Origin of the sequence: Streptomyces sp. NPDC051555, from assembly GCF_044454405.1 — a bacterium.
Taxonomy (GTDB): Bacteria; Actinomycetota; Actinomycetes; order Streptomycetales; family Streptomycetaceae; genus Streptomyces.
In genome coordinates, this window is record NZ_JBITDP010000005.1 from 21,153 (window position 1) to 45,084 (window position 23,932).

The window sequence follows — 23,932 nt, forward strand, 5'->3', positions numbered from 1 at the left end:
GTCCTTTCGGTCGGCGCGGGGGCATGCGCAACGCCCCGGACCGTTGGGCCCGGGGCGTTCGTCGTGCGTGCGGCTCCGGCGTGGGCAGGAGGTCCCGGTGGGCTCAGCCGAGGTCGGCCAGGCTCAGCCCGGCCTGGGCCGCGGCGGCCTGCACGGTCTGCTCCAGCAGGACGGCGATGGTCATCGGGCCGACGCCGCCGGGGACCGGGGTGATCAGCGAGGCGCGCGCGGCGGCCGACTCGAAGTGCACGTCGCCGCGGTTGCCGTCGTAGCCGGCGTCCAGGACCACCGCGCCGGGCTTGATGTCCTCGCCGCGGATGAACTCGGCCTTGCCGACGGCGGCGACCAGCACGTCCGCCTGGCGGATGATCGAGGGGAGGTCCTCGGTGCGGGAGTGGCAGTAGGTGACGGTGGCGTTCTGCCCGAGCAGCAGCATCCCGGCGGGCTTGCCCAGGATCGCGCTGCGGCCGACGACCACGGCGTGCTTGCCGGCCAGGTCGACCTCGTACGCGGCGAGCAGCCGCATGATCCCGCCCGGGGTGCAGGACACGAAGCCCGGCAGCCCGAAGCCCATGGCGGCGAAGGAGTGCATGGTGACGCCGTCGACGTCCTTGCCCGGGGCGATGGCCTCGAAGGCGGCGCGCTCGTCGATGTGGTGCGGCACCGGGTGCTGCAACAGGATGCCGCTGACCTCGGGGTCCACCGAGAGCGCGGTGAGGGTGGTCACCAGCTCCTCGGTCGTGGTGGAGGCCGGGAGCTCGACGTGGCGGGAGGTGATGCCCGCCTTGGCGCAACGGTTCTGCTTCATGCGTACGTACGTCACGGACGCGGGGTCCTCGCCGACCAGGACGGTCGCGAGGCAGGGGGCGGTGCCGGTGCGGCGGGTCAGCTCGGCGGCGAGGGCGCCGGTGCGCTCCGAGATGCGGCGGGCGAGGGCGGTGCCGTCCATCAGCTCGGCGGTACGGTCCTGTGCCGGAACGGTCTGGGCAGTCGTCACGGGGTCTCCTGAACGTCGCTGCGGGATCGCGGATCGCCCAGGCGCGCGGCAGTCGACGGAGCGGGACACCTCGGTGCCGCACTGCGTCGGGCCGCTCCCCGGTGGTGATCCACCCAAGCGCCAGTCACGGCCCGCCGACCACTGTAGTCGAAACCCGAGGTCGGCCACGAGGCGGAGAATCGAGTGGATCACAAGGGGTGCAGCTGGGACGATCGCGGCATGACACCTCATTTCGATCAGCTCGTCGCCGAAGCCGAGTCCGTGTCCGTGGACGGCTGGGAGTTCTCCTGGCTAGACGGCCGGGCGACCGAGCAGCGCCCCTCCTGGGGCTACCAGAGGCTGCTGGGCGAGCGCCTGGCGGGCGCAGGGGCCGCCCTGGACATCCAGACCGGCGGGGGCGAGGTGCTCGCCGGAGCGGGCCCCCTGCCGCCGCTGATGGTGGCCACCGAGTCGTGGCCGCCGAACGTCGACAAGGCGACCCGGCTGCTGCACCCGAAGGGCGCGGTCGTGGTCTCGGACCCGGACGAGCCGCCGCTGCCCTTCGGCGACGAGGCCTTCGACCTGGTGAGCAGCCGGCACCCGGTGACCGTCTGGTGGGACGAGATCGCCCGCGTGCTGCGGCCCGGCGGCCGCTATTTCTCCCAGCAGGTCGGACCGGCGAGCGTCTTCGAGCTCGTCGAGTACTTCCTCGGGCCGCAGCCGCAGGAGGTCCGGCGCGGCCGGCACCCCGACGACGCGGTGGCCGCCGCGGCCGCCGCCGGGCTGGAGGTGGTCGACCTGCGGTCGGAAAAGCTGCGTACCGAGTTCCACGACATCGGAGCCGTGATCTACTTCCTGCGGAAGGTCATCTGGATGGTGCCCGGCTTCACGGTCCACCAGTACCGGGACCGGCTCCGTGAGCTCCACGAACGGATCGAGCGCGAGGGCCCGTTCGTTGCGAACACCGCCCGATTCCTCATCGAGGCCCGCAAACCGGGACGATGAAAGGGGCCGACGAATTCGCGGCCGAAAGGTTGCACGGACACAGCGTGGCGCAGGTCACTCAATTCATGGCGTAACGAATCGACTCGGGCATGCGATGAACCGACAGGTGTCCTCGCGCGGCGCCGGAATAACGACCCCCCTCGGGCTCGTTCCACGAGTTCGCGCGATGATGTCCCGTCCCGCCCTTATATCTGCCGCAACGAGAGGCTCCTTGTGTCGCTCAGCCCGTCCCGTACGTTCCCTCCGGAGATCGCCGAATCCGAGGCCCTGGTCGCGCTCGTAGAGCGTGGCCGCGAGCAGGGTCACATCAACGGTGACGACGTGCGCCAGGCCTTCGAGGCCGGCCGCATCCCGGTGGACCAGTGGAAGCGGGTCCTGCGCAGCCTGAACCAGGTCCTGGACGAGGAGGGCGTCGCGCTGCACGTCAGCGCCGCCCCGGCCGCGAAGGCCCCCGCCAAGAAGGCCCGCAAGGCGGCGGCCGCGCCGGCCCGCACCGTGACCAAGAAGGCCGCCGCGCCGCGCCCCATCGGCGCGCGCAAGACCGCGGCCACCGCCACGGCGGCGGCGATATCCGCTCCGTCGGCCTCCGTGACCGAGGAGGAGGCGGCGGCCGAGGCCGCGGCCGAGCCGAAGAAGCGGACGGTCAAGAAGACCGCTGCGAAGAAGGCGACGGCCACCAAGAAGACCGCCGCCACGAAGAAGGGCGCCAAGGACGGCGACGAGGGCGAGACCCCCGCGGCCGAGGGCGAGGAGTGGGCCGAGGAGGACCTCGCCAACGAGGCGGAGGAGACCACCCCCGCGAAGGCGGGCACCCAGGGCTTCGTGCTGTCGGACGACGACGAGGACGACGCCCCGGCCCAGACGGTCATGGTGGCCGGCGCCACCGCCGACCCGGTCAAGGACTACCTCAAGCTGATCGGCAAGGTGCCGCTGCTCAACGCCGAGCAGGAGGTCGAGCTCGCCAAGCGCATCGAGGCGGGCCTCTTCTCCGAGTACAAGCTCGAAGAGGAGGAGGACCACAAGCCCGCGTTCAAGCGCGAGCTGGAGATCCTCGTCGAGGACGGGCGCCGGGCCAAGAACCACCTGCTGGAGGCCAACCTCCGCCTCGTGGTCTCGCTGGCCAAGCGCTACACCGGCCGCGGCATGCTCTTCCTGGACCTGATCCAGGAGGGCAACGTCGGTCTGATCCGCGCGGTGGAGAAGTTCGACTACACCAAGGGCTTCAAGTTCTCCACGTACGCCACGTGGTGGATCCGCCAGGCGATCACCCGCGCCATGGCCGACCAGTCGCGCACCATCCGCATCCCGGTGCACATGGTCGAGATCATCAACAAGCTCGCCCGCGTGCAGCGCCAGATGCTCCAGGACCTGGGCCGCGAGCCCACCCCGGAGGAGCTGGGCAAGGAACTCGACATGACCCCCGAGAAGGTCATCGAGGTCCAGAAGTACGGCCGCGAGCCGATCTCGCTCCACACCCCGCTGGGTGAGGAGGGCGACAGCGAGTTCGGTGACCTCATCGAGGACTCCGAGGCGGTCGTCCCGGCCGACGCGGTCTCCTTCACCTTCCTCCAGGAGCAGCTCCAGTCCATCCTGGGCACGCTCTCGGAGCGCGAGGCGGGCGTGGTCTCCATGCGCTACGGCCTCAACGACGGCCAGCCGAAGACGCTGGACGAGATCGGTCGGGTGTACGGGGTCACCCGTGAGCGCATCCGCCAGATCGAGTCCAAGACCATGTCGAAGCTGCGCCACCCGTCGCGCTCCCAGGTGCTGCGCGACTACCTCGACTAAGAGGTCCGCGCGAAAGCCCGCGCCGTACCGGCCGCCCGCGTCGCAGTTCGCGACACGGGCCGGCGGTACGGCGCGGGCTTTCGCGCGCCCGGGCCTACGCCCGGGGCCTACTGCCGCGCGCCGGACGCCCGCTGCTTGCGGGCCGACATGACGGCGTGGACGAGCACGCCCGCGAAGAGGAAGAGCACGCCCTGGTAGACGGCCTCGTACCCGGAGCCCGCGACCAGCCACATCGAGAAGCCGAAGGCCACGGCGGCCAGGATCCCGTCCCGGACGAGCCTGCCCGGGGCCACCCGCTCGCCCTGGCCGGACACCAGGAAGTAGATCTGCGCGGCGGTGGACAGCAGGTAGGGCACGGTCGCCGTGAAGGTGGTGACCAGGACCAGGACCTCGAAGACCCCCTGGGTGCCCGAGGTGTAGTTGTAGACGGTCAGCGCCGAGGCCAGCACGACGGTGACGACCACGCCGACCACCGGTACCCCGCGGCTCCTGCGTGCGAACGCCTTCGGGAAGAGGCCGTCCTTCGCCGCCGCGTACGGGGTCTGCGCGCTGAGCAGGGTCCAGCCGTTGAGCGCGCCGACCATCGAGACCACGGCGGCGCAGGCGACGAGGGTGCCGCCCCAGGTGCCGCCGAACATGGCGTTCACGGCGTCGGTGAAGGGCGCGGCGGAGGAGACGAGGGTGTCGTGGGCCACCAGGCCGAAGACGGCCACCGTCCCCAGCAGGTAGACGGTGGCGGCGCCGAGCGTGCCCAGGATGGTCGCGCGCCCGACGTTGCGGGCCGGGTCGCGGACCTCGCCCGCGCTGACCGCGGCCGATTCCACGCCGAGGTAGGAGAAGAGCAGGATCGCGGCGGCGGCGGAGACGGCGCCGATCGCGCTCTGGTCGGTGCCCCGGAAGGGCCCGAGGTTGGCGGGGTCGAAGAAGAAGAGTCCACCCACCGCCACCAGCAGGAGCGGAGCGAACTTCAGCACGGTGGCCACGAGCTGGACCGCTCCGACGTAGCGGGTGCCCGCCAGATTGGCGAGGGCGGGCAGCCACTGCACAGCGAGGGCACCCAGGCACATCGACCACGTGTGCGAGCCGACGGCGGGGAAGAGCACCGTGAGGTAGCCGACCGCGGCCACGGCCAGCGCCGCGTTGGAGACCCAGGTGGTGATCCAGTAGCTCCACGCCGCGAGGAACCCGGCGAAGTCACCGAAGGCGGCGCGGGCGTAGACGTACGGGCCCCCGGTCTGCGGGAGCCGCCCGGCCAGGCGGCCGAAGACCAGGGCGAGGGCGATCGCGCCGAGGCTGAGGACCCCGAAGGCGACCAGGCTGATCGTGCCGAAGGGGGCGACCGAGGCGGGGAGGAGGAAGATCCCCCCGCCGACGATGTTCCCCATCACCAGGCAGGTGGCGACGGGGAGGCCGAAGCGGCGCGCGTGCGGGCTCGCACCGGATCCGGGCTGGTCAGAGGTGTTCACGGCAGGGGTGGTGGTGCTCACGGGTGGTACGCCTCGGTCGTTTCATATGGTGGACAGGGGGCAGGTCGACACATGCTCCGGCACGGCAAAGGCCGCACCAAATCAGTGCTTTTCGTCCTGTCCGACCACCTGCACGGAAGGAAGTGTTCCGCTTCCGACGCCCTCAGACCGGTGATCTTCCTCCGGGCGCCGGTCCGCCACCGGGGCCCGGTCCGCCACCGGGACCTGCGGACCGTCCTCGGCCTCCCGCAGCCAGCGCCGCAGCAGCGCGTGCACCGACTCCGCGCCGACGAGGTCCTCCTCCGGTTCGGTCAGCACCGTGGGCCACATCAGGAACGGGTGCCCCTGCTCTCCACCCAGCCCGCCGTGCGAGCCGATCTGCTCCTCGAAGGCGTGCACCGCGCCGGTCGCCGGGTCGTACGCCGAATTCACCATGATGTCGGCGACGTGCGGGAAGGAGTCCGTGCGCCGGACGGCCTCGGCCGCGCCCGGGCCGAAGGCGGCCAGCAGCTCCTCCGCCTCCCCCGGTACCGAGAGCCGCGCCACCGCCCCGCCCGGCCCCAGCACCTGGCCGTCCACCAGCAGGAAGCCCACGCCCGGGTGCTCGGCCAGGGTGCGCAGCAGCGCCGGGTGGTCGCGCTCGATCCGCTCCCGGGTCGCCCGGCCCGGCACCGCCGGGAAGGAGACCAGGCCCAGGTTGCCCGAGGCCAGCACCACCGGTTCCGGACCGCGCGCCGGACGGGCCTGCTCGCCCTCCTCCACCGGGCGGTGCAGGGCGGTCAGCACCGCGGCCCGGGCCTCGGCCCCGCTGTGGGTGCGGCCCGCCCGGCGGGGCACCGGGAGCCCGCAGCCGGCCCGGACCAGGTCCTTCAGCGTGAGCCCGTACTCCCCCAGAAAGGTCTCGCCCGGGCTCTGGCCGTGGTCGGACAGGAGCACGACCCGGTAGTCGCGGGGCGCGTGCTCGGTGACCCGGGCGATCAGCGCGAGGCTGCGGTCGAGCCGGGCGAGCACCTGGTCGGTGTCGTGGCCGTGCGGCCCCGAGTGGTGGGCCACCTCGTCGTAGGCCACCAGGTCGGCGTAGACCGCGGCGCGCCCCGCGAGCACGTCCCCGATCACCGCGGCCACCACCACGTCCCGCTCCACCACCGTCGCGAAGGCCCGGATCACCGGGTACAGCCCGCCGCGCGAGACCCTGGGACGCGCCCCGCGCAGCCGCGCCCGCACCGACTGGCCGATCTCCCGCGCCACCTCGGCGGCGAAGGACAGGAAGGTGCGCACCGCATTGGCCGGGTCGGAGAAATAGGCGAAGTACCCGGCCCGGGACCGGTTGCCGGGCCCGCGCCGGGCCGACACCGACAGCACCAGCGCGAGCTGGTCCGCGCCGCCGCTGAAGAGGTTCCCGCGGCTGGCGCCGTCGAGGGCGAGCAGCCCGCGCTCACCCGTACGGGCGCTCGCCCGGCGCTCCAGCGCGGCGGCGCTGCTGGGCCGGTTGCAGACCACGACCTCGCCGGTGTCCTTCTCGTACCAGCGGAAGGCGGGCACGTCGAAGGTGGAGCCGTGCAGGATGCCGAGCTGGCTGGCGCCGGTCTGGCTCGACCAGTCGGTGCGCCAGGACGTGACCCGGTGGCTGCGGTCCAGCCACCCGGCCACCGTCGGCATCAGTCCGGCGCCGGCCGCGCGCCGCAGCGCCTCGTACCCGACGCCGTCGAGCTGGAGGAAGACCAGTCCGGGCGCGGATTCGGCGGCGCCGGGCGCGCCCCGGCGCCCCTGGCGGCGGCGCTTGCGGTCGGCCAGCCGGTAGAGCCGTCGGCGGTAGGCCCCGTCGTCGCGCACGGCCAGCGCGGTGGAGGTGGCGGAGGCGACCGCGGACATCACGGCGGCCACGACGACCGCGGTCTCGGGGGCGGCCTCGCCGCGGCCGTTCGGGATCAGGTAGAGGGCGAGCAGCAGCAGCGAGCCGTTGAGGAAGAACACCAGCAGGCCGAGCACCAGTGCCGGCACCAGGAGCAGGGCCCGGACCACGACGGGCCAGACCAGAGCGCTGAGCAGGCCGAAGGCTCCGGCGCCCCAGGCGGCGGTGAGCCCGATCCGGGTGATGCTGTCGCCGCCCGCGCCCCCGGGGTCCGGTTGGAGGTGGAAGTCCGGCAGGACCGCGGCCAACGCCAGCATGGTCAGGGTGGACACCGCCCAGACGAGGAGCACCCGCGCCAGGGCGCTGCCCGCGGTCCGCCATCGGCCTCGCAGCACGCCGTACCCACCTCGTGTCCCGGCCCGCGCCGAGCTCGCGGGCCCCGCCCCAGCGTCGCACAGCGAAGGTGACCGGGTCGGGTGACGCGGAAGGCGTACGGGCGTACGGACGGCGGCCCGGGCGCGCCGGGGCGACGGGGCGTCAGGCGCCCGGCGTCACGTGCCGTCGTAGCCCGCGGTCGGCATCGACATCCTGCGGTGCACCTCGGCCTTCATCCCCGAGGTGTACGCGGGCTCCTCGTGTCCGGCGCTCTCCAGCCGGACGCCGCGCCGCTCGCACTCGGCGGTGAACTCCTCGACCGAGCGCAGCGCCCGGCGCAGGACCCGGTGGTTGGGCACGACGAACAGGTCCACCTGCCCGGAGTCGACGTCGGACCACAGCCCGCAGTGATCGGCGCGCAGCCCGTAGACCAGCAGCTTCCGGGTCACGACGTAGCCGTGGTCGGCGGCCCAGCGGGCGCACATGGCGTGCTGGGTGCGGGTGTCCACGACGAAGGGGTCGGCGTCCAGTTCCTCGAGCGGGGTCAGGCTGGCGATTGCGGCGACGCGCAGCTCATCCATGCCGACCGACCCTACTCCGATCCGGCCGCCACGAGGAGGGGGCCTTCGGCCACTGCGGGCGCGGGAGTGCGGGCGGTTCGGCCGGTGACCGCCTAGGCTCGCAGGGGACGTCCGGGGTAGGAGCCCTCCGGGACGGGGCCGAGGCAGGGAGGGTCCGGGGTGCCGGTGGAGATCACGTGGTGGGGGCATGCCACCTGCACGGTCGAGGATTCCGGGGTGCGGCTGCTGACCGATCCGCTGTTCGCGCGGCGCCTCGCCCACCTGCGGCGCCGGCGCGGCGCGGTGCCGCCCGCGGAGGCGGCCGTCGCGGACGCGGTGCTCGTGTCGCACCTGCACGCCGACCACCTGCACCTGCCCTCCCTGGCCCAATTGGCGCCGGGTACCCGGCTGGTGGTGCCGCGCGGGGCGCGGCGGGCCGTGCCGGGGCTCGCACGGGTCGCGGGTGCGCGCCGGCTGCGGGTGACCGAGGTGGCACCGGGCGAGGAGACCTCCGTGGGGCGGGTCCGGGTCCGGGCGGTCGCCGCGCGGCACGACGGACGGCGGCTGCCGTTCGGTCCGCAGCTCGCGCCGGCGCTCGGGTACGTGGTGACGGGTGCGGCGACGACGTACTTCGCCGGGGACACCGGGCTCTTCGACACGATCGCCGAGGAGGTCGGACCGGTGGACGTGGCGCTGCTCCCGGTCGGCGGCTGGGGCCCGTACCTGGGTCCGGGGCACCTGGACCCGGGGCGGGCGGCGCGGGCGCTGGCCCTGTTGGCGCCCGCGGCGGCGGTGCCGGTGCACTACGGGACGTACTGGCCGATCGGCATGGACGCGGTGCGCCCGCACGAGTTCCACGCTCCGGGCGAGGAGTTCGCGCGGGCGGCCGGGCTGCGGGCGCCGGGGGTGGCCGTGCGGGTGCCGGGGCACGGGGAGCGGGTGCGGCTGCCGTGATCCTGCACGAGGCGGTGCACCAGATGCAGCAGGTGCAGCAGGTGCCGACGGAGAGCACCCAGCAGGTGGTGGGCTATCCGGCGTTGTTCGTGCTGGTGGCGCTCGGGGCGCTGGTGCCGGTGATCCCGACCGGGGCGCTGGTGAGTTCGGCGGCCGTGGTGGCCTTCCACCAGCGGTCGCTGCCCTTCGGGGTGGTGCTGGTGTGCGGTGTGGCGGCGCTGGGGGCGTTCCTCGGGGACGTCGCGCTGTACTGGCTCGGGCAGCGCGGGGTCCGCTCGCGCAGCGGCTCGCGGTGGTTGGAGGCCCTGCGCGGGCGGGCCACCCCGGAGCGGCTGGAGCAGGCGACGAGGAGGCTGGACGAGCACGGGGTGCTGGTGCTGGTGGTGTCGCGGCTGGTTCCGGCCGGGCGGATCCCGGTGATGCTCGCGTGTCTGCTGGCCCGCTTGCCGCTGGCCCGGTTCGCGCGCGGGGACGCGCCCGCGTGTCTGGCGTGGGCGGCGACCTACGGCCTGATCGGGATCGTGGGCGGGTCGCTCTTCTCCGAACCGTGGAAGGGCGTGGCCCTCGCGGTCGGCCTCACCCTGCTGGTCAGCGCTGCCCCGGCGGTGTGGCGCCGGGCCCGGGGCGGGGCGGAGCACGGGACGGCCTGACCGGTCCGCCCCGACCTCCTAGAGGGAGCGGGAGGAGCCGATGGGCAGGTCCCAGAGGTCTTCCCGGGGCAGGGCGGCGCGGCTCCAGGCGGTGCGGGCGCGCAGCAGCGGCTCCAGGACCGGTTCGGCGGACAGCACGAAGGTGGCCCAGTGCATCGGGGCCATCCGGCGGGCGCCGAGGTCGAGGCAGGCCTGTACGGCCTCCTCCGGGTCCGCGTGCACGTCGCGCAGCCACCAGCGCGGGGCGTAGGCGCCGATCGGCAGCAGGGCCAGGTCGATGCCGGGGTGGCGGCGGCCGATCTCGCCGAACCAGTGCCCGTAGCCGGTGTCGCCCGCGAAGTAGACCGTCTTGCCCACGGCGAGATCGGTCAGGACCCAGCCGCCCCACAGGGTCCGGCAGGTGTCCAACAGGGAGCGCTTGGACCAGTGGTGGGCGGGGACGAAGTCGAAGCGGACGTCGCCCAGTTCGACGGATTCCCACCAGTCCAGCTCGGTGACCCGGGTGAACCCGCGGCGGCGGCACCAGCGGGCGAGTCCGGCCGGGACGAACAGGGCGGTGTGCCGGGGCAGCCGTTTGAGGGTGGCCGCGTCGAGGTGGTCGTAGTGGTTGTGGCTGATCACGACGGCGTCGACGGACGGCAGGTCCTCCCAGCGGACCCCGACGGGGGTCAGCCGGGCGGGCGTGCCGAGGATCCGGCGGGACCAGACCGGGTCGGTGAGCACGGTCAGCCCGCCCAGCCGCAGCACCCAGCTGGCGTGCCCGGCCCAGGTGACGGCGACGGTGCCGGGGGCGGCGGCGGGCAGCGGCCCGGGCTCGTAGGGCAGGTCGGGGATCCCCCGCAAGCCCTCGGGCCGGGGTCGCAGCGCGCCCTCGCGCGCGAGCCGCGCGAACGCGCGCAGCCCGGGCAGCGGGGTGGTCAGCCGGTCGGCGAAGGACCGCGGCCACCGCCGCACCTCCCCCAGGGCCCGTACGTCCCCGGGCGCCCGAGCCTCCCCGGGCGTCCGCCCTTCCCCCGACGGTCGTGCCCCCCGCGACGGCCCCGGCCCGCCGGGGCGCGCCGGTCCCCGGCCACCGGGGCCGTGCGCCGCGGGGGCGCCCTCGCGGTGTTCCGTCCGATCCCTCATCAAGGACTCTCCGTTCACCGGCACGTCGGGTGCGGGGTGGGTCGGTGGCGCGGCGGCGGCCGGGCGGGCCGGTCGGATCAGGTCAGCTCGGCGAGCACCGAGGCGAACCGGTCCAGGGACCGCCGTACGTGCGGGAGTGCGAGGGGGTCGGGGGCCAGCAGGGCGGCGAGCCGCTCCTCGGGAGTGGCGCCCAGCAGCGGGCCGGTCGACAGGCGGAAGCGCAGCGCGCCCAGTTCGTCGTCGAAGCGCTGTCCGCCGGGCGCGGGGGCACCGAGCCGGGCCCCCAGGTGGTCCTCCAGTTCCATGGCGTCGCCCACGCCGTGCCGGGCGAGTCCGGCGCGCAGCGGGGTCAGGTCGGCGTAGAGGTGGCGCCCCGCGCGCGGGGGCCGGGCCAGGGCCCCGACGGCGAGCAGCTCGCGGTGCGCGGCCGCGGCCACCGCCGCGTGCAGGGCGGCGGCGGAGCGGGTGCGGGCGACGACGGCGGCCGGTTCGTCCAGGGCGTGCGCGGCGGCCACGGCGACGGGGCCCGCGACGAGCGCGCCGGTGGCGGTGAGCACGTCGAGCGTACGGGCGCGCAGCCAGGTGCCGCGCGGGGTGCCGGGGAAGCGCACGACGGCTGCGGGCCATCCCCCGGGCAGCAGTGCGCCGGACAGGTCGAGCAGCACGGCGGCCTGGTCGGGCAGCATCTCGGCGGGGCTGAGGACCGCGTCCTCGTGGGGTCGGTGCAGGGTGTCGCGCCAGGTCTCGTCGCTGATCACGAACAGCCCGGCGGACTCGGCCGCCTCGCACGCCTCGCGCAGGACCTCCGGCGGCGGCACGGTCGCGGTGGGGTCGTCGGCCACCGACAGGAGCAGCACCCGGGGGTCGCCGCCCTCGGCGCGCACCCGCCGTACGGTCTCCAGCAGGGCGTAGGGGTCGGGCACGCCGCCGCATTCCGCGGGGGTGGGCACGTGGTAGGCGCGCCGTCCCAGCAGGCGGACCTGTGGGGTCCACCAGGCGGGACACGGGCGGGGCAGCAGCACGTCCCCGCCGTACGCGCCGAGCAGGGCGAGCAGCAGTGCGGGCCCGCCCGGTCCGGCGGCCACGGCGTCCGGCTCGACCGGCAGGCCGCGCCGCGCCCAATGGCGGCAGGCGGCCTCGCGCACGGCCGCGCCGCCGCCCGGCGGCTCGGGGGCCGAGCGGCCCGCGGCGGCCGCGAGGACGGCGGTGAGTTCCGGCAGCACGGGCAGGCCCGGTTCCGGGGCCGGGGGCCCGTACCGGACCGGACCACGTCCTTCTGCCGCCGTGCGCCGCATCCCCGCCACCGCCTGCACCACCGCTTCCGTCCCGACCTCCGGCGGCCGGCCGCCACGGCCGACCCGACCTTTATACGGTCCTTTGATCCGATCTGCCGCTCATCTGGATGTCCCACCTACCGCGCGCCTCGCGCACCCGCACGGTCGGCGCGGCCCCGGGCCGGCTCAGCCCGCGCGCCCGACGAGCGCCAGCAGCCGCGTCTGCGCGTCCGCGCCCGCCGGCACCTCCAGCGCGGCGGCGTACGCCCCGCCGGCCGCCAGCCCGTCGGCGTACGGCATGACCTCCTTGATCGAGAACTCGACGAGGCCGTCCGGTAGCCGGTCGTCGGCCCCGATGCCCCGCGCGAGGTCCCAGGCGTGCACGACACAGTCGGCGGTCAGCTCCGAGCAGTACGCCGCCGCGCCCGTCGGCCCGTAGGAGAGCCGCACGGTCCGCTCCAGCGCGCCGGGGGCGGTGAAGGCGGCGTGGGCGGCGGCCGCGGCCAGCTCCCAGGCGGCGCCCGGGTCCGCGCCGAGCACGTCACCGGAGAGGGCGTCGCCGACCTCCTCGACGGTCCGCCCCTCGGTCACCAGCGGCGGGATCCAGAGCTGCTCGCCGGTGACGTGGTTGACCAGCTCCCGCACGGTCCAGTCGGTGCAGGGGGTCGGCCCGTCCCACTGCCCGTCGTCGATCCTGCGCACGTACGCGCCGAAGAGTTCCAGCGCCTTCGCGTGCTGATCCAGCAGCGCGTCCGGCCGATGTCCTCCCACGGGTCCCACCGTCCTCTCACAAGGCGCTCCGCCTCCTGTGGCCCACTGTCCTCGCACCTCGTTTCCCCGGCTACCGGACCACTCGATCCCCTTTCCCCGCAAGGATCGCGTCCACATGGCAATACGCATATCTCATACTCCGACATGATCCTCTACGGTGGTGACAACGCCTTCGCCACCGCTGCGAGAGCGCTTCGCGACCGCTGCGAGACCACTTCGACGCCGAGGAGTCACCGCCATGGAGAGCGCGCCCGAGACCGCCCGCGACACCGTCCACACCGTCCGCGAGAGCGCCGTCTACACCCACGGGCACCACGAATCGGTCCTGCGCTCGCACCGCTGGCGCACCGCCGCGAACTCGGCCGCCTACCTGACCGGATCGCTGCGTCCGGGCATGAGCGTCCTGGACGTCGGGTGCGGGCCGGGCACGATCACCGCCGACCTGGCGGAACTGGTCGCGCCCGGCCGGGTCACCGCCGTGGACGCCGCCGAGGGCGTCGTCGCCCAGGCCCGGGAGTACGCGCGGGAACGCGGGCTGCACGGCATCGAGTTCGCCGCGGCCGACGTGCACGCGCTGGACTTCCCCGACGACTCCTTCGACGTGGTCCACGCCCACCAGGTGCTGCAGCACGTGGGCGATCCGGTCCGGGCCCTGCGCGAGATGCGGCGCGTCTGCCGCCCCGGCGGAATCGTCGCCGTGCGCGACGCCGACTACGCGGCGATGACGTGGTTCCCCGAGGTGGCGGGCCTGGACGACTGGCAGGACCTGTACCAGCGGGTGGCCCGCGGCAACGGCGGCGAGCCGGACGCCGGGCGGCGCCTGCTGTCCTGGGCGAAGGCGGCCGGCTTCACCGACATCACGGCGACGGCCACCTCGTGGTGCTACGCGACGCCGGAGGAGGTGGCGTGGTGGAGCGGGCTGTGGGCCGACCGCACGACGGCGTCCTCGTACGCCCGCGTCGCCACGGAGGGCGGCCACGCCGCGGCCGCCGGCCTGGCCGGGATCGCCGCGGCGTGGCGCGCCTGGGGCGCGGAGCCCGATGCCTGGTTCTCGGTCCTGAACGGCGAGATCCTGTGCCGCGTCTGACGGACCTCGCGGCCGACCCCGCGGCCGACCCCGCCGGCCGGCCGCGGCCCGTCCCGGCCCGTCAGGTCCGGGACGGGCGCATGCGGAAGTCGTAGCGGCGGGGCAGCGGGCGGTCGGTCAGGGTCGTCCACACCTCGCCCAGTTCCTCGTCCCCCTCGCGCAGGTCCGCCACCTCGAAGCCCTCCTCGAAGACCCGCAGTGCCGCGCCCACATGGCCCTCCGCCGCCAGCATCCGGGCGGCCAGCAGCAGGAAGCGGCCCTGTTCGCGCAGGGCGGGGCGCAGCCGCTCCCAGACCGCGCGGGCCCGGTCCGGACGGCCCGCCGACAGCAGCGCGGTCATCGCCTCCCGACCCAGGGCGGCCTCGGCCGCCGTCCAGGCGGCGCCGCCCCGGCTCTCCTGCGCCAGGTCCTCGAAGGCCTCCGCGTACCGCTCGGCCGCCCGCTCCTTGTCGCCCGCGAGCCGGTCCGCGACCGCCATGCAGCGCAGCAGCGGCCAGCGCGAGGGGGCCAGCGCCAGGCCGCGCTCCCAACTGCGCACCGCCTGGGCCACGTCGCCCGCGTGCCACTGCGCGACGCCGAGGTGGTATTCGGTCAGCGGGTCCGCCGGGGCCGTCTCCAGCATGTCCCGCCAGTGCGCGGCGACCAGGCTCGGCCCGGGCGGGGCCACCCGGCGCGGGCTCGGGAACACCCCCGTGCGCCACAGCTCCAGCCACGGTTCCTGGGCCTCCCCCAGGTCCGCTTCGCCGAAGGGGGTGCCGGGCAGTTCGTGCCCGCCGCACAGCACCTCCAGCGCGCCCCAGCCCGACCCGGCGGCGATGCGCTCCTGCGGTGCGTGGTCGGCGTACGGCCGCCACTGCGCGTACGCCGCGTCCACCCGCTCCCGGGGCAGCGCCGCCTCCAGCGCCCGCCCGGCCTCGCCCCGGGCCGCCGCCCAGTCGTCGCCGTGCACCGCTGCGGCCTCCGCGGCCAGCGGCCCGTAAGCCTCCAGCCAGCTGAACTCGCTCCCGCCGTCCAGCCGTACGTGCTCCAGCTGGGTCCGCGCGAGCCCGGCCTGGATCTCCGCGTACCCCGGCGTCCCTGGCTCGGTCAGCCACTCCTGCCAGCGCCGGCCGCCCCGCCCCGCGCCCCACACGAAGAGCTTGCGCCCGCGCAGCCGCGCGGTGGAGGTCTGCGCCAGCCCGTACCCCCCGTCGTCGAGCGAGGCGATCCAGGGCCGGTCCCCCTCGGCCACCTCGTAGAAGTAGTCGGCGGGGTACTCGCCGCGCAGCGGGTAGGTACGGTCCGCGCCCTCCCAGCGCGGTACGGGGATCCGGCGCAGTGCGCGCTCGTAGCCGAAGTGCCAGGCCTCGTCGGCCGGAGCCAGCACCCGGGTGCCGGAGTCCTCCGGGACGGCGATGTTGGACCACCAGTACACGGGCGCGGGCCGCTCGTGCGGGTTGCGCACCCGGACGCCGACGAAGAGGAACTCCGAGTCCTCGGGCAGCCACAGGTCCACCTGGAACGGCAGGTCGCGCAACCGCTCCCACTCCCACATGCGGAGCATGGTGGTGCCGTCGGGCGCGGGGAGGAGCGCCGCGTGCAGCGGGGCGCAGGACAAGGTGGTGTGTCCGGTGGCGCCGATGTTCCACTCGATGCCGCCGGAGAACCAGGCCCCGTTGAGGGCGAAGGCCGCGGGCTGGAACACCGGGTTTCGGTAGAGCAGTTCGCGTCCGGTCGCCAGGTGGACGATCGAGTGGACGCGGCCGCCGAGGGAGGGCAGCACGGTGACCCGCAGGTGGGCGTTCTCCAGCACGACGGACTCGAACTCGCCCTGCGCGCGTTCGCGTCGATAGCCGTCGAGCATCCTGACCGGCAGCAGCGATCTGAGCGGCTCGTAGCCGATCTGCCGGACCATCTCGCGGGGCAGACCGCCCTGGGAGCGCTCGTCGAGCGCGTGGACCTCGGCGGGCCCGCCCAGGGTGGGCAGCGGGTTCTCGGGCCCCAACGGGGCTGCGGGCAGCGTCACTACGGAGCGTCGGACGATCGTGGCCATGAGGGAAATGGAACACGCCACGGCGACCGAAGCACAGCCATACGGCGGATCACACCCGGTCAGGATTACGCAAAGGCCCCGGCCACCAGGTCGGCGAGGAGCGCACCCGCACTGGCGTCCGGGTCGAGGTCGGGGTCGTAGACGGTGACGCCCAGCCCGACGCAGCGCGGGGACTTCACGAGGACGGCGAGCAGCTCGCCCAGTTCGTCCGGGAGCAGCCCGCCCGGCTCGGGGCTGTCCACGGCGGGCATCACCCCCGGGTCCAGCGCGTCGGCGTCCAGGTGCACCCAGAAGCCGTCGGTGACCGGCGGCCGCAGTCCCTCCAGCGCGACCCGCGCCACCGGCCCGGCACCGGCCTCGCGGATCTGCCCGACGGTGACGGCCATGATCCCGGCGGCGGCCAGTTCGGGGAGGTCCGCGTCCCCGTCCCGGAGCCCGAAGAGCCGTACGTCCTCGTCCCGCAGGTACGGCGAGCGGCCCTCGATGTCGCTGAGGTCGGCCTGCCCGCGCCCGGTGGCCAGGGCCAGCTCCTCCCCCGCGGCCGCCCCGACCGGGCCGTTCAGCTCCTCGTTGCCGGGATGGCGGAAGTCGGCGGAGCCGTCGATGGCGGCCAGCCCGAACCGGCCGAGCCGGCGCATCGCGAGGCAGGCACCGAGCTGGATCGAGCAGTCCCCGCCGAGGACGACCGGGAACTCCCCGGCCCGTAGGTGCTTCTCGATCCGGTCGGCGAGGACGACGGTGTAGGCGGCGAGGGAGCGGGCGTGGAAGACGCCGTCGCCCTCCCGCCAGTCACCGAGGTCGTAGCGCGGCGGTACGACGACCCCGCCTTCGCGCGCGCCGAGCCGGGCCAGCAGGCCCTGTTCGCGCAGCGCCCCGGCGAGTTTGTGGACCCCGGGCACGGCGCCGGGGACGGGAGGGCGTAGACCGAGGTTGGACGGGGCGTCGAGGAGCACGATCGTTCGCATCTCCTCATCCTGCGTGATGCGGGACCGTCGGGTCGAGCATCTCCCGGGTGATGGCCCAGCGTTCGTGGTCGCGCCAGGCTCCGTCGACGTGCAGGAAGGCGGGTGAGAGGCCCTCCAGCCGCAGGCCGAGGCGGCGTACGAGCGCGAGCGAGGCGGTGTTGCCGGGTTGGACGTTCGCCTCCAGCCGGTGCAGGCCGAGCCCGTCTCCGGTGGGCGCGCCGGGAGCGCTGAGCGCGTGCCGGAGCAGCAGCCCGAGCCCTTCGGTCAGCAGGCCCCGGCCGGCGGCGTGCGCGAAGGCGCCGTAGCCCAGGGCCCCGCACTGGAACGCCCCGGGGGGCCCAAGGCGAGGTAGCGAGGAGCCGGATCGGGATCGGGAACAGTGACATCGGCGGCGACACGCTCGGCTCCGGACATCCGCCCAGGCTAAGGGGGGCTCCACTCAGGCGCGCAGCTCCAGGCGCGGCACGTCCCCGCGCGCGAAGCCGAAGGTCTGTGCGTACAGGGACAGTTCGGCCTCCAGCGCGCGGACCAAGGTGTCGGCCCGGCGGAACCCGTGCCCCTCGCCCTCGAAGGCGAGGTAGGCGTGGGGCACCGAGCGCCCGCGCATGGCGGCGAGGAAGCGTTCGGCCTGTGCGGGCGGGCACACCGCGTCGTCCAGGCCCTGGAGCAGCACGAAGGGTGCGGTGATCCGGTCGGCGCGGGCCAGCGGCGAGCGGTCGCGGCAGCGGACGGCCAGGGCCTCGGGCGGCCCGGCGAGGCCGTCGACGTAGCGCGATTCCAGGTCGTGGGTCTCGGCGGCGAAGCCGGTGAGGTCGAGGACCGGGTAGATGACCGTGCCGCAGGCGTAGAGGTCGGTCGCGGCCAGCGAGGCCGCCGCGGTCCAACCGCCCGCGCTGCCGCCCCGGATGGCGAGCCGCCGCGGGTCGGCGGTGCCCTCGGTGGCCAGCGCGCGGGCCACCGCGGCGCAGTCGTCCACGTCGACCACGCCCCACTGTTCGCGCAGCCGCTCGCGGTAGGCCCGCCCGTAGCCGGTGGAACCGCCGTAGTTGACCTCGGCCACCCCGATGCCGCGGGAGGTGAAGTAGGCGATGTGCAGGTCGAGCACGGGCGGCACGTGGTCGGTGGGGCCGCCGTGCGCCCACACCACGTACGGCGGGAGCTCGTCGGCGGGGGCCCGCAGGGTGGGGTGGTGGGGCGGGTAGACGTGGGCGTGGATCTCGTGGTCGTCGGGGCCGAGGAAGGTCCGGCTCTGCGGCTCCGGGTAGTACGCCGGGTCCACCGGGCCGGGCCGGCGGGCGCCGCCCTCGGTGGCCACGGGCCGGGCGTGGCCGCTCGCCGTGTCCAGCTCGACCACCTCGTACGGGCTGCGCGGGCTGGCCGCGACGCCGTAGACGCGGGTGCCGTGCGCGGCGAGGGTGGGCTGCCAGGCGGTCCAGGGTCCGGCCGCGTCCACCAGGTCGCCGGTCTCCGGGTCGAGGAGGCCGAGCACCGAGGAGCCCTGCCCGTGCAGGACGGCGACGGTCCCTTCCGCCAGGGGTGCGAGCCATGCAAGGCCCGGCTTCCAGAGCGGGCCGCCGAACTCCTCCTCGCGCGGACACAGGTTGACGGGGGCCCCGCCGGTGGGGCTCACCCGGTACGGGTTCCACCAGCCGCCCCGGTCGCTGACCGCCAACAGGCTGCCGTCGGCGGCCCATTCGACCTGGGCGACGGCCTCGTCGGGGCCGCCGAGCACGGTGCGGACACCGGTGAGGCCGCCCTCGGCGGTGATCTCGGCCAGCAGCAGTTCGGTCCCGTCCCAGGGCATCCGCGGATGGTCCCAGACCAGCCAGGCGGCCCGCCGCCCGTCCGGCGAGAGCCGCGCGCCGGTGCTGAACCGGTTTCGGTCGTCGGTCAGTTCACGCACCGCCGAGCGGTCCTCGGCGGCGGATCCGTCCAGCGGTACGGCCGCCAGGACCCGGCGCACATCGGTCGGCGCGGGCCCGGTGAACTCCTCCATGACGCACCACACGGCGCCCTCGCGCAGCACCGGGTCCACCCAGCGCAGCCCGGCGCCGATCACGCCGAGGGGGGTCAGCGGGCGGGGTCGGGTGCCGGGCGCGTCCGGCTCGTACGCGTACATCCGCTGGTCGGCGAAGTGCGTGAAGACGATCAACGGGCCTTTGCCGGCGCCGCGTTCGCGGCCCGCCCAGGGCCGGCCGCCGTATTCGGTGAAGCCGCTGCGCACGTTCCACGGCGCGGGCAGCGCGGGGGCGGCGGGGCCGCCGTCGGCCGGTCGGCGGACCAGGGTGCGGCGGCCGCCCTCGTCCGGTCGCGGTTCGGTCCACCACACCTCGGCGCCGACCGTGCCCAGGTATTCGGGCCGGCCGTCGTGCGCGGCGGCGAGCGCGGCGGCGATGGGCGAGGGCCACGTGCCGTAGGGCGCGGTCGGCACGGCGGGCTGCGCGGGTACGGAGGGTGCCATCACAAGGTCCGCAGCGCGCGGTCGAGGACCTTGACCCCGAAGTGCAGGGCCTCGACGGGGACCCGTTCGTCCACCCCGTGGAAGAGCGACCAGTAGTCGAAGCCGGGGGGCAGCTTGAGCGGGGAGTAGCCGTAGCCGGTGATGCCGAGGCGGGAGAAGTGCTTGGCGTCGGTGCCGCCCGCCATGCAGAAGGGGACGACCCGCCCCTCGGGGTCGAAGTGCTCGACGGCCTCCCGCAGGACGTCGAACGTCCGTCCCTGGAACGGCGCTTCGAGGGCCACCTCGCGGTGGTGGAAGTCCCAGTCGACGTCGGGGCCGGTGAGCGCGTCCAAGGTCGCGTGGAACTCCGCCTCGCCGCCGGGCAGCGTCCGGCCGTCGATGTAGGCGGTGGCGTGCCCCGGGATGACGTTCACCTTGTAACCGGCGCTGAGCATGCTGGGGTTGGAGCTGTTGCGCAAGGTCCCCTCGACGAGCGCGCGGATCGGGCCCAGCCGCCCGAGGAGCGCGTCGAGATCGAATCCGGGGTCCCGCGGGTCGACGGACATCCCCTGGTGCGCGGCGAGTTCGGTGAGGCAGGCCGCGACGGTGTCGGTGATCCGCACGGGCCATTCGTGCGCGCCGATCCGGGCGACCGCGGCGGCGAGCCGGGTGACGGCATTGGCCCGGTTCGGCTTGGATCCGTGTCCCGCGGTGCCGCGGGCGGTCAACTTGAGCCAGGCGGTGCCGCGTTCACCGGCCGCGACGGGGTAGAGGGGGCCGCCGGTTCCGGCGTGGACGGTGAAGGCCCCCGATTCACTGATCCCTTCCGTACAGCCCTCGAAGAGGTCCGCGTGCCGGCGGACGAGGAAGTCGGAGCCGTCGACGGCGCTGTCCTCCTCGTCGGCGGTGAAGGCGATCACGACGTCGCGGCGCGGTCCGACCCCGGCCCGGGCCCAGGCCCGGACGACGGCGAGGATCATCGCGTCCATGTTCTTCATGTCGACGGCCCCGCGGCCCCACACCACCCCGTCGCGGACCTCGCCGGAGAAGGGGTCCACGCTCCAGTCGGCCGCCTCGGCGGGCACGACGTCCAGGTGGCCGTGGACGAGCAGCGCGGCGGCCGCGGGATCGGTGCCCGCGATCCGGGCGACCACGTTGGTGCGGCCCGCGGTGCGCTCCAGGAGTACGGGCTCCAGCCCGGCGGCGGCGAGGCGTTCGGCGGCGTACTCGGCGGCCGGGCGTTCCCGGCAGTCGCCGCCGCCGCGGTTGGTGGTGTCGATGCGGATGAGGCCGGAGGTGAACTCGACGACCTCGTCGAGCGCCAGCCGGTCGACGGCCGTCCCGTCCCTCACGTCCATCGGGTCCATAGGATCCAGAACCTGTTCCATGTCACCCATACTGCTCCTCCACCGCTGCGGAGACGATCGTCGTGACCGTCTTGAAGGTCCGGATCCCCTCGTACATCGCCCCGCTGGCGTAGGCGATCCTGCGCTCCCCGGACCGCTCGACCCCCGGCACGACGGTCGCGGCCATCGCCAGGTGCTCGGCGTCGAACTCGACCTCGACGGTGAAGGGGCCGCCGGCCACCGGTTCGTGGCGCACGGCGAGGCCGGTGGCCGCCTTGGCGGCGGAGCGGATGTCGGCGGCGGTCCGGGCGGGGGTGCGGCACACCGCGGCGTAGCGCGAGACGTGGTCCTTGACGGCGACGGTCCGGGCGCCGGGGGCGTATCCGGCCGCGTCCGCGCAGGTCAGGTCGTCGCCGGTGACCAGGACGACGGGGACGCCGTATTCGGCGACCACGAGGGAGTTGAGCCGCCCCTCGCTCGCCCGGACACCGTTCACCCATACCCCGGTGATCGAGTTGGCGAGGTAGGTGTGGGCGAGGACGCCCTCCTCGCCCGCGCCGGTGTGGTAGCCGACGAAGGCGATCCCGTCGACGTCCCCGTGCTGGACCCCTTCGACCATGGAGAGGGCCTTGTGGCGGCCGGTGAGCATCTGGACGCGCTCGTCGAGCCGCTCCAGCAGCAGGTTGCGCATGGTCCAGTGGGCTTCGTTGACGAGCACTTCGTCGGCGCCGCCGTCGAAGAAGCCGAGGGCGGCCGCGTTCACGTCGGAGGTGAACAGGGCGCGGCAGCGCTCCCACTGGGGGGTGCCGGGCAGGACGTCCGCGGGCCAGGTGACGCCGGTGGCGCCTTCCATGTCGGCGGAGACGAGGATCTTCATCAGGGCCCCCGGGCGGTCGGTCGCGACGCAGGGGCCCCAGCCTATCCACGGCCCCCGCCCGCGCCCAGGGTGCGGCGCGCCGGTCGGCGCCGGTCCGGGAAGTCCACTCGAACCGGTGAGCCGCCCAGGGCGTGCCCACCGGTCCGCGGGGGCCGGTACTAGCCCTTCTCGACCTCGGCGGCCAGGTTCGCCAGGACACTGTCGTAGATGCGGCCCAGGCCCTTGGGCGCGAAGGTCCGCTCGAAGAAGCCGCCGATGCCGCCGGCGCCGTTCCACACGGTGCTGACCACGGCCCTGGACTTGCCCTCGCCCGAGGGGGTGACGGTCCAGGTGGTGACCATGGAGGAGTTGCGGTCCTTCTCCACGAGCTGCCCGTCGGTGGGCTCGGTGACCTCCAGCAGGCAGTCGCGCACGCGCTTGCTGGTGGCCTGGAGCTTCCAGTGGACCAAGGTGCCCTCGCCGTCGCCGCCCTCGCGCACCTCGTACTCGCTGAAGTGCTCGGGGAGCAGCTTGCCCCGGGTGCCGCTGTAGTCCGCCAGCGCGTCGAACACGGATTCCGCGTCAGCCGCGATGATCCGCTCCGTGGTGGCCTCGACCTGCGCCATAGCTGTTCCTCCAGCAGTTGTGTTCACTCGTCCTGCGCAAGCCAATCACCTCCGCCCCGGCCGCCCAAATCCGCCGCCGGGCCGGCGCGGGCGCCGCGGCCGTACTCCATCTGCGGCCGGGCCCGCCGCTGAAGCGTCATCAGATCGGGCCAATACGTCGCACAATCCCGTCTTCCCCCCTCCGGTTCCGGGACGATTCCGCCCAGAACCCTCGGCTGGGAGGCCCCATGATCCGCCCCTTGACGAAGCGCGCCGCGGTGCTGCTGTCCGTCGCCACCGTCGCCACCGCCCTCGCGAGCCCGGTCACCGCCGCGGCCCCCACCGCTGCGGCACTGCGCTGGACCGACTGCAAGACCGCGCGCTACCCGACCCTGCAGTGCGCTTCCCTCGCGGTCCCGCTGGACCACGAACGGCCCGCCGGTCGGCAGATCTCACTGGCCCTCACCCGGGTTCCGCACACCGCCAGGACCTCCCAGGGCCCCCTGTTGGTCAATCCCGGCGGCCCCGGCGGCAGCGGGCGCTCCCTCGCCGGGTACGTCGCCTCCGCGCTCCCCAAGGCGGTGGCCGCGCAGTTCGACGTCATCGGCTTCGACCCGCGCGGCGTCGGCAGGAGCGAACCGACCCTGGACTGCGGCGCGGGCCACTTCAAGCCCGTGCGCCCGGACTCCGTCCCCCTCGACCCGGCCGTCGAGCAGGCCAACCTGGAGCGGGTGAAGTCCTTCGCCGAGTCCTGCCGGACCAAGCACGCGGACGTCCTGCCCTACATCGACACCGTGTCCGCCGCGCGCGACATCGAGCTGCTGCGGGTCGCCCTGGGCGCGCCGCGGATCAGCTACTTCGGCTACTCCTACGGGACCTACCTGGGCGCCGTGTACGCGAAGCAGCACCCGGAGCGCGTGCACCGGCTGGTGCTGGACTCCATCGTCGACCCCGGAGGGGTCTGGTACGGCGACAACCTCGCGCAGGACCGGGCCTTCGACGCCCGCCACAAGGCCTTCCTGGCCTGGGTGGCCCGGCACGACGCCACCTACCACCTGGGCACCGATCCGGCGCGGGTCGAGCGGCGCTGGTACGCCATGCGCGAGGACCTGCGCACCACCCCGGCGGGCGGGAAGGTGGGCCCGGCCGAGCTGGAGGACACCTTCATGCCGGGCGGCTACTACAACGGCTACTGGCCGAACCTCGCGGAGGCCTTCGCCGCCTACGCGGAGCGCGGCGAGACCAAGCCCCTGGTGGCCGCCTACGAGAAGTTCGGCGCGGTGGAACCCTCGGCGGGCAACAGCTACAGCGTCTACACGGCGGTCCAGTGCCGGGACTCGGCCTGGCCGAAGGACTGGAACCGCTGGCGCGCCGACATGTGGCGCACGCACGCCGAGGCGCCCTTCATGACCTGGAACAACGCCTGGTACAACGCCCCGTGCGCCTTCTGGCCGACCGAGCAGCTGGCCGCGCCGGACATCACCAACGCCGAACTGCCGCCCGCGCTGCTCTTCCAGGCCACCTTGGACGCGGCGACCCCCTTCGAGGGCGGGAAGAGCATGCACGAGAAGCTCAAGAACTCGGCCCTGGTCGTCGAGGAGGGCGGCGGCAACCACGGCATCGCGCTGAGCGGCAACACCTGCCTGGACGAGAAGCTGGCCACCTACCTGACGACGGGCAGGGCGGCCGACGCCACCTGCGCCGCCCGCCCCGACCCCCAGCCGGCCGCGGCCACCCGCGCCGTCGCGCCCACGGCCGGCGGCGCGGCCCTGCACGGGATGCTGGGCTTCCGCGGCTAGGCCGTC

Annotated in this window: 19 protein-coding genes, 1 pseudogene and 1 riboswitch; of the genes and pseudogenes, 6 read left to right on the forward strand and 14 right to left on the reverse strand. The window is 74.5% G+C overall.

The window, feature by feature from the left end:
* Nucleotides 1-103: 103 nt before the first annotated feature.
* Nucleotides 104-949, reverse strand: a complete 846-nt coding sequence (locus ACIBEA_RS13300; RefSeq protein WP_399260809.1) for a bifunctional 5,10-methylenetetrahydrofolate dehydrogenase/5,10-methenyltetrahydrofolate cyclohydrolase — start codon at nt 947-949, stop codon at nt 104-106.
* 76 nt (nt 950-1,025) lie between these two features.
* Nucleotides 1,026-1,135, reverse strand: a riboswitch (ZMP/ZTP riboswitch).
* Between the two features lie 81 nt (nt 1,136-1,216).
* Between ACIBEA_RS13300 and ACIBEA_RS13305 the strand changes: the two genes are divergently transcribed.
* Nucleotides 1,217-1,981 (forward strand): class I SAM-dependent methyltransferase, encoded by a 765-nt coding sequence (locus ACIBEA_RS13305; protein WP_399260195.1) that lies wholly within the window; start codon nt 1,217-1,219, stop codon nt 1,979-1,981.
* Nucleotides 1,982-2,194: 213 nt separating this feature from the next.
* On the forward strand, nt 2,195-3,769 hold the full coding sequence (locus ACIBEA_RS13310) for an RNA polymerase sigma factor (RefSeq protein ID WP_399260197.1): 1,575 nt from the start codon (nt 2,195-2,197) through the stop codon (nt 3,767-3,769).
* A 107-nt stretch (nt 3,770-3,876) separates the two neighbouring features.
* On the opposite strand, the gene ACIBEA_RS13315 is transcribed toward ACIBEA_RS13310, so the two are convergent.
* The 3 genes from ACIBEA_RS13315 to ACIBEA_RS13325 all read right to left on the reverse strand — a co-directional run bounded on the left by ACIBEA_RS13315 (nt 3,877) and on the right by ACIBEA_RS13325 (nt 8,043).
* Nucleotides 3,877-5,256 (reverse strand): amino acid permease, encoded by a 1,380-nt coding sequence (locus ACIBEA_RS13315; protein ID WP_399260199.1) that lies wholly within the window; start codon nt 5,254-5,256, stop codon nt 3,877-3,879.
* Between the two features lie 81 nt (nt 5,257-5,337).
* Complete coding sequence (locus tag ACIBEA_RS13320; protein ID WP_399260201.1) at nt 5,338-7,482, reverse strand: phage holin family protein; 2,145 nt, start codon at nt 7,480-7,482, stop codon at nt 5,338-5,340.
* A 156-nt stretch (nt 7,483-7,638) separates the two neighbouring features.
* Nucleotides 7,639-8,043 carry a hypothetical protein gene (locus tag ACIBEA_RS13325; RefSeq protein WP_399260203.1) on the reverse strand — a complete coding sequence of 135 codons (405 nt, stop codon included), beginning with the start codon at nt 8,041-8,043 and terminating at the stop codon, nt 7,639-7,641.
* Nucleotides 8,044-8,202: 159 nt separating this feature from the next.
* Between ACIBEA_RS13325 and ACIBEA_RS13330 the strand changes: the two genes are divergently transcribed.
* Both ACIBEA_RS13330 and ACIBEA_RS13335 read left to right on the forward strand, forming a co-directional pair.
* The gene (locus ACIBEA_RS13330) at nt 8,203-8,976 is read left to right on the forward strand and encodes an MBL fold metallo-hydrolase (protein ID WP_399260205.1); all 774 of its coding nucleotides are present in this window, start codon (nt 8,203-8,205) and stop codon (nt 8,974-8,976) included.
* A 23-nt stretch (nt 8,977-8,999) separates the two neighbouring features.
* Nucleotides 9,000-9,626, forward strand: a complete 627-nt coding sequence (locus ACIBEA_RS13335; protein WP_399260810.1) for a DedA family protein — start codon at nt 9,000-9,002, stop codon at nt 9,624-9,626.
* Nucleotides 9,627-9,644: 18 nt separating this feature from the next.
* On the opposite strand, the gene ACIBEA_RS13340 is transcribed toward ACIBEA_RS13335, so the two are convergent.
* The 3 genes from ACIBEA_RS13340 to ACIBEA_RS13350 all read right to left on the reverse strand — a co-directional run bounded on the left by ACIBEA_RS13340 (nt 9,645) and on the right by ACIBEA_RS13350 (nt 12,796).
* On the reverse strand, nt 9,645-10,751 hold the full coding sequence (locus ACIBEA_RS13340) for an MBL fold metallo-hydrolase (protein ID WP_399260208.1): 1,107 nt from the start codon (nt 10,749-10,751) through the stop codon (nt 9,645-9,647).
* 77 nt (nt 10,752-10,828) lie between these two features.
* Complete coding sequence (locus ACIBEA_RS13345; protein ID WP_399260812.1) at nt 10,829-12,046, reverse strand: aminotransferase class I/II-fold pyridoxal phosphate-dependent enzyme; 1,218 nt, start codon at nt 12,044-12,046, stop codon at nt 10,829-10,831.
* 165 nt (nt 12,047-12,211) lie between these two features.
* On the reverse strand, nt 12,212-12,796 hold the full coding sequence (locus tag ACIBEA_RS13350) for a TIGR03086 family metal-binding protein (RefSeq protein WP_399260210.1): 585 nt from the start codon (nt 12,794-12,796) through the stop codon (nt 12,212-12,214).
* A gap of 238 nt (nt 12,797-13,034) precedes the next feature.
* On the opposite strand from ACIBEA_RS13350, the gene ACIBEA_RS13355 reads away from it, so the two are divergent.
* A complete protein-coding gene (locus ACIBEA_RS13355) occupies nt 13,035-13,883 on the forward strand; it encodes a class I SAM-dependent methyltransferase (RefSeq protein WP_399260212.1) in 849 nt (282 codons plus the stop codon).
* Nucleotides 13,884-13,944: 61 nt separating this feature from the next.
* Here ACIBEA_RS13355 and ACIBEA_RS13360 read toward each other — a convergent pair whose 3' ends face one another.
* The 7 genes and pseudogenes from ACIBEA_RS13360 to ACIBEA_RS13390 all read right to left on the reverse strand — a co-directional run bounded on the left by ACIBEA_RS13360 (nt 13,945) and on the right by ACIBEA_RS13390 (nt 22,148).
* A complete protein-coding gene (locus ACIBEA_RS13360) occupies nt 13,945-15,915 on the reverse strand; it encodes a DUF5107 domain-containing protein (RefSeq protein ID WP_399260214.1) in 1,971 nt (656 codons plus the stop codon).
* Nucleotides 15,916-15,980: 65 nt separating this feature from the next.
* A complete protein-coding gene (locus ACIBEA_RS13365) occupies nt 15,981-16,880 on the reverse strand; it encodes an arginase family protein (protein WP_399260216.1) in 900 nt (299 codons plus the stop codon).
* 4 nt (nt 16,881-16,884) lie between these two features.
* Nucleotides 16,885-17,211: pseudogene (locus tag ACIBEA_RS13370) on the reverse strand (GNAT family N-acetyltransferase); the annotation flags it as partial.
* A 108-nt stretch (nt 17,212-17,319) separates the two neighbouring features.
* Nucleotides 17,320-19,341: a prolyl oligopeptidase family serine peptidase gene (locus ACIBEA_RS13375; RefSeq protein WP_399260218.1), complete on the reverse strand. Its 2,022-nt coding sequence runs from the start codon at nt 19,339-19,341 to the stop codon at nt 17,320-17,322.
* Complete coding sequence (locus ACIBEA_RS13380; RefSeq protein WP_399260813.1) at nt 19,341-20,678, reverse strand: M20/M25/M40 family metallo-hydrolase; 1,338 nt, start codon at nt 20,676-20,678, stop codon at nt 19,341-19,343. The genes ACIBEA_RS13375 and ACIBEA_RS13380 overlap by 1 nt, the downstream gene beginning before the upstream one ends.
* 31 nt (nt 20,679-20,709) lie before the next feature.
* A complete protein-coding gene (locus tag ACIBEA_RS13385; RefSeq protein ID WP_399260220.1) occupies nt 20,710-21,543 on the reverse strand; it encodes a M55 family metallopeptidase in 834 nt (277 codons plus the stop codon).
* Between the two features lie 158 nt (nt 21,544-21,701).
* Nucleotides 21,702-22,148, reverse strand: coding sequence for an SRPBCC family protein (locus ACIBEA_RS13390; protein WP_399260221.1), 447 nt, complete (start codon nt 22,146-22,148; stop codon nt 21,702-21,704).
* Nucleotides 22,149-22,375: 227 nt separating this feature from the next.
* Between ACIBEA_RS13390 and ACIBEA_RS13395 the strand changes: the two genes are divergently transcribed.
* On the forward strand, nt 22,376-23,926 hold the full coding sequence (locus tag ACIBEA_RS13395) for an alpha/beta hydrolase (protein WP_399260223.1): 1,551 nt from the start codon (nt 22,376-22,378) through the stop codon (nt 23,924-23,926).
* Nucleotides 23,927-23,932 lie beyond the last annotated feature (6 nt).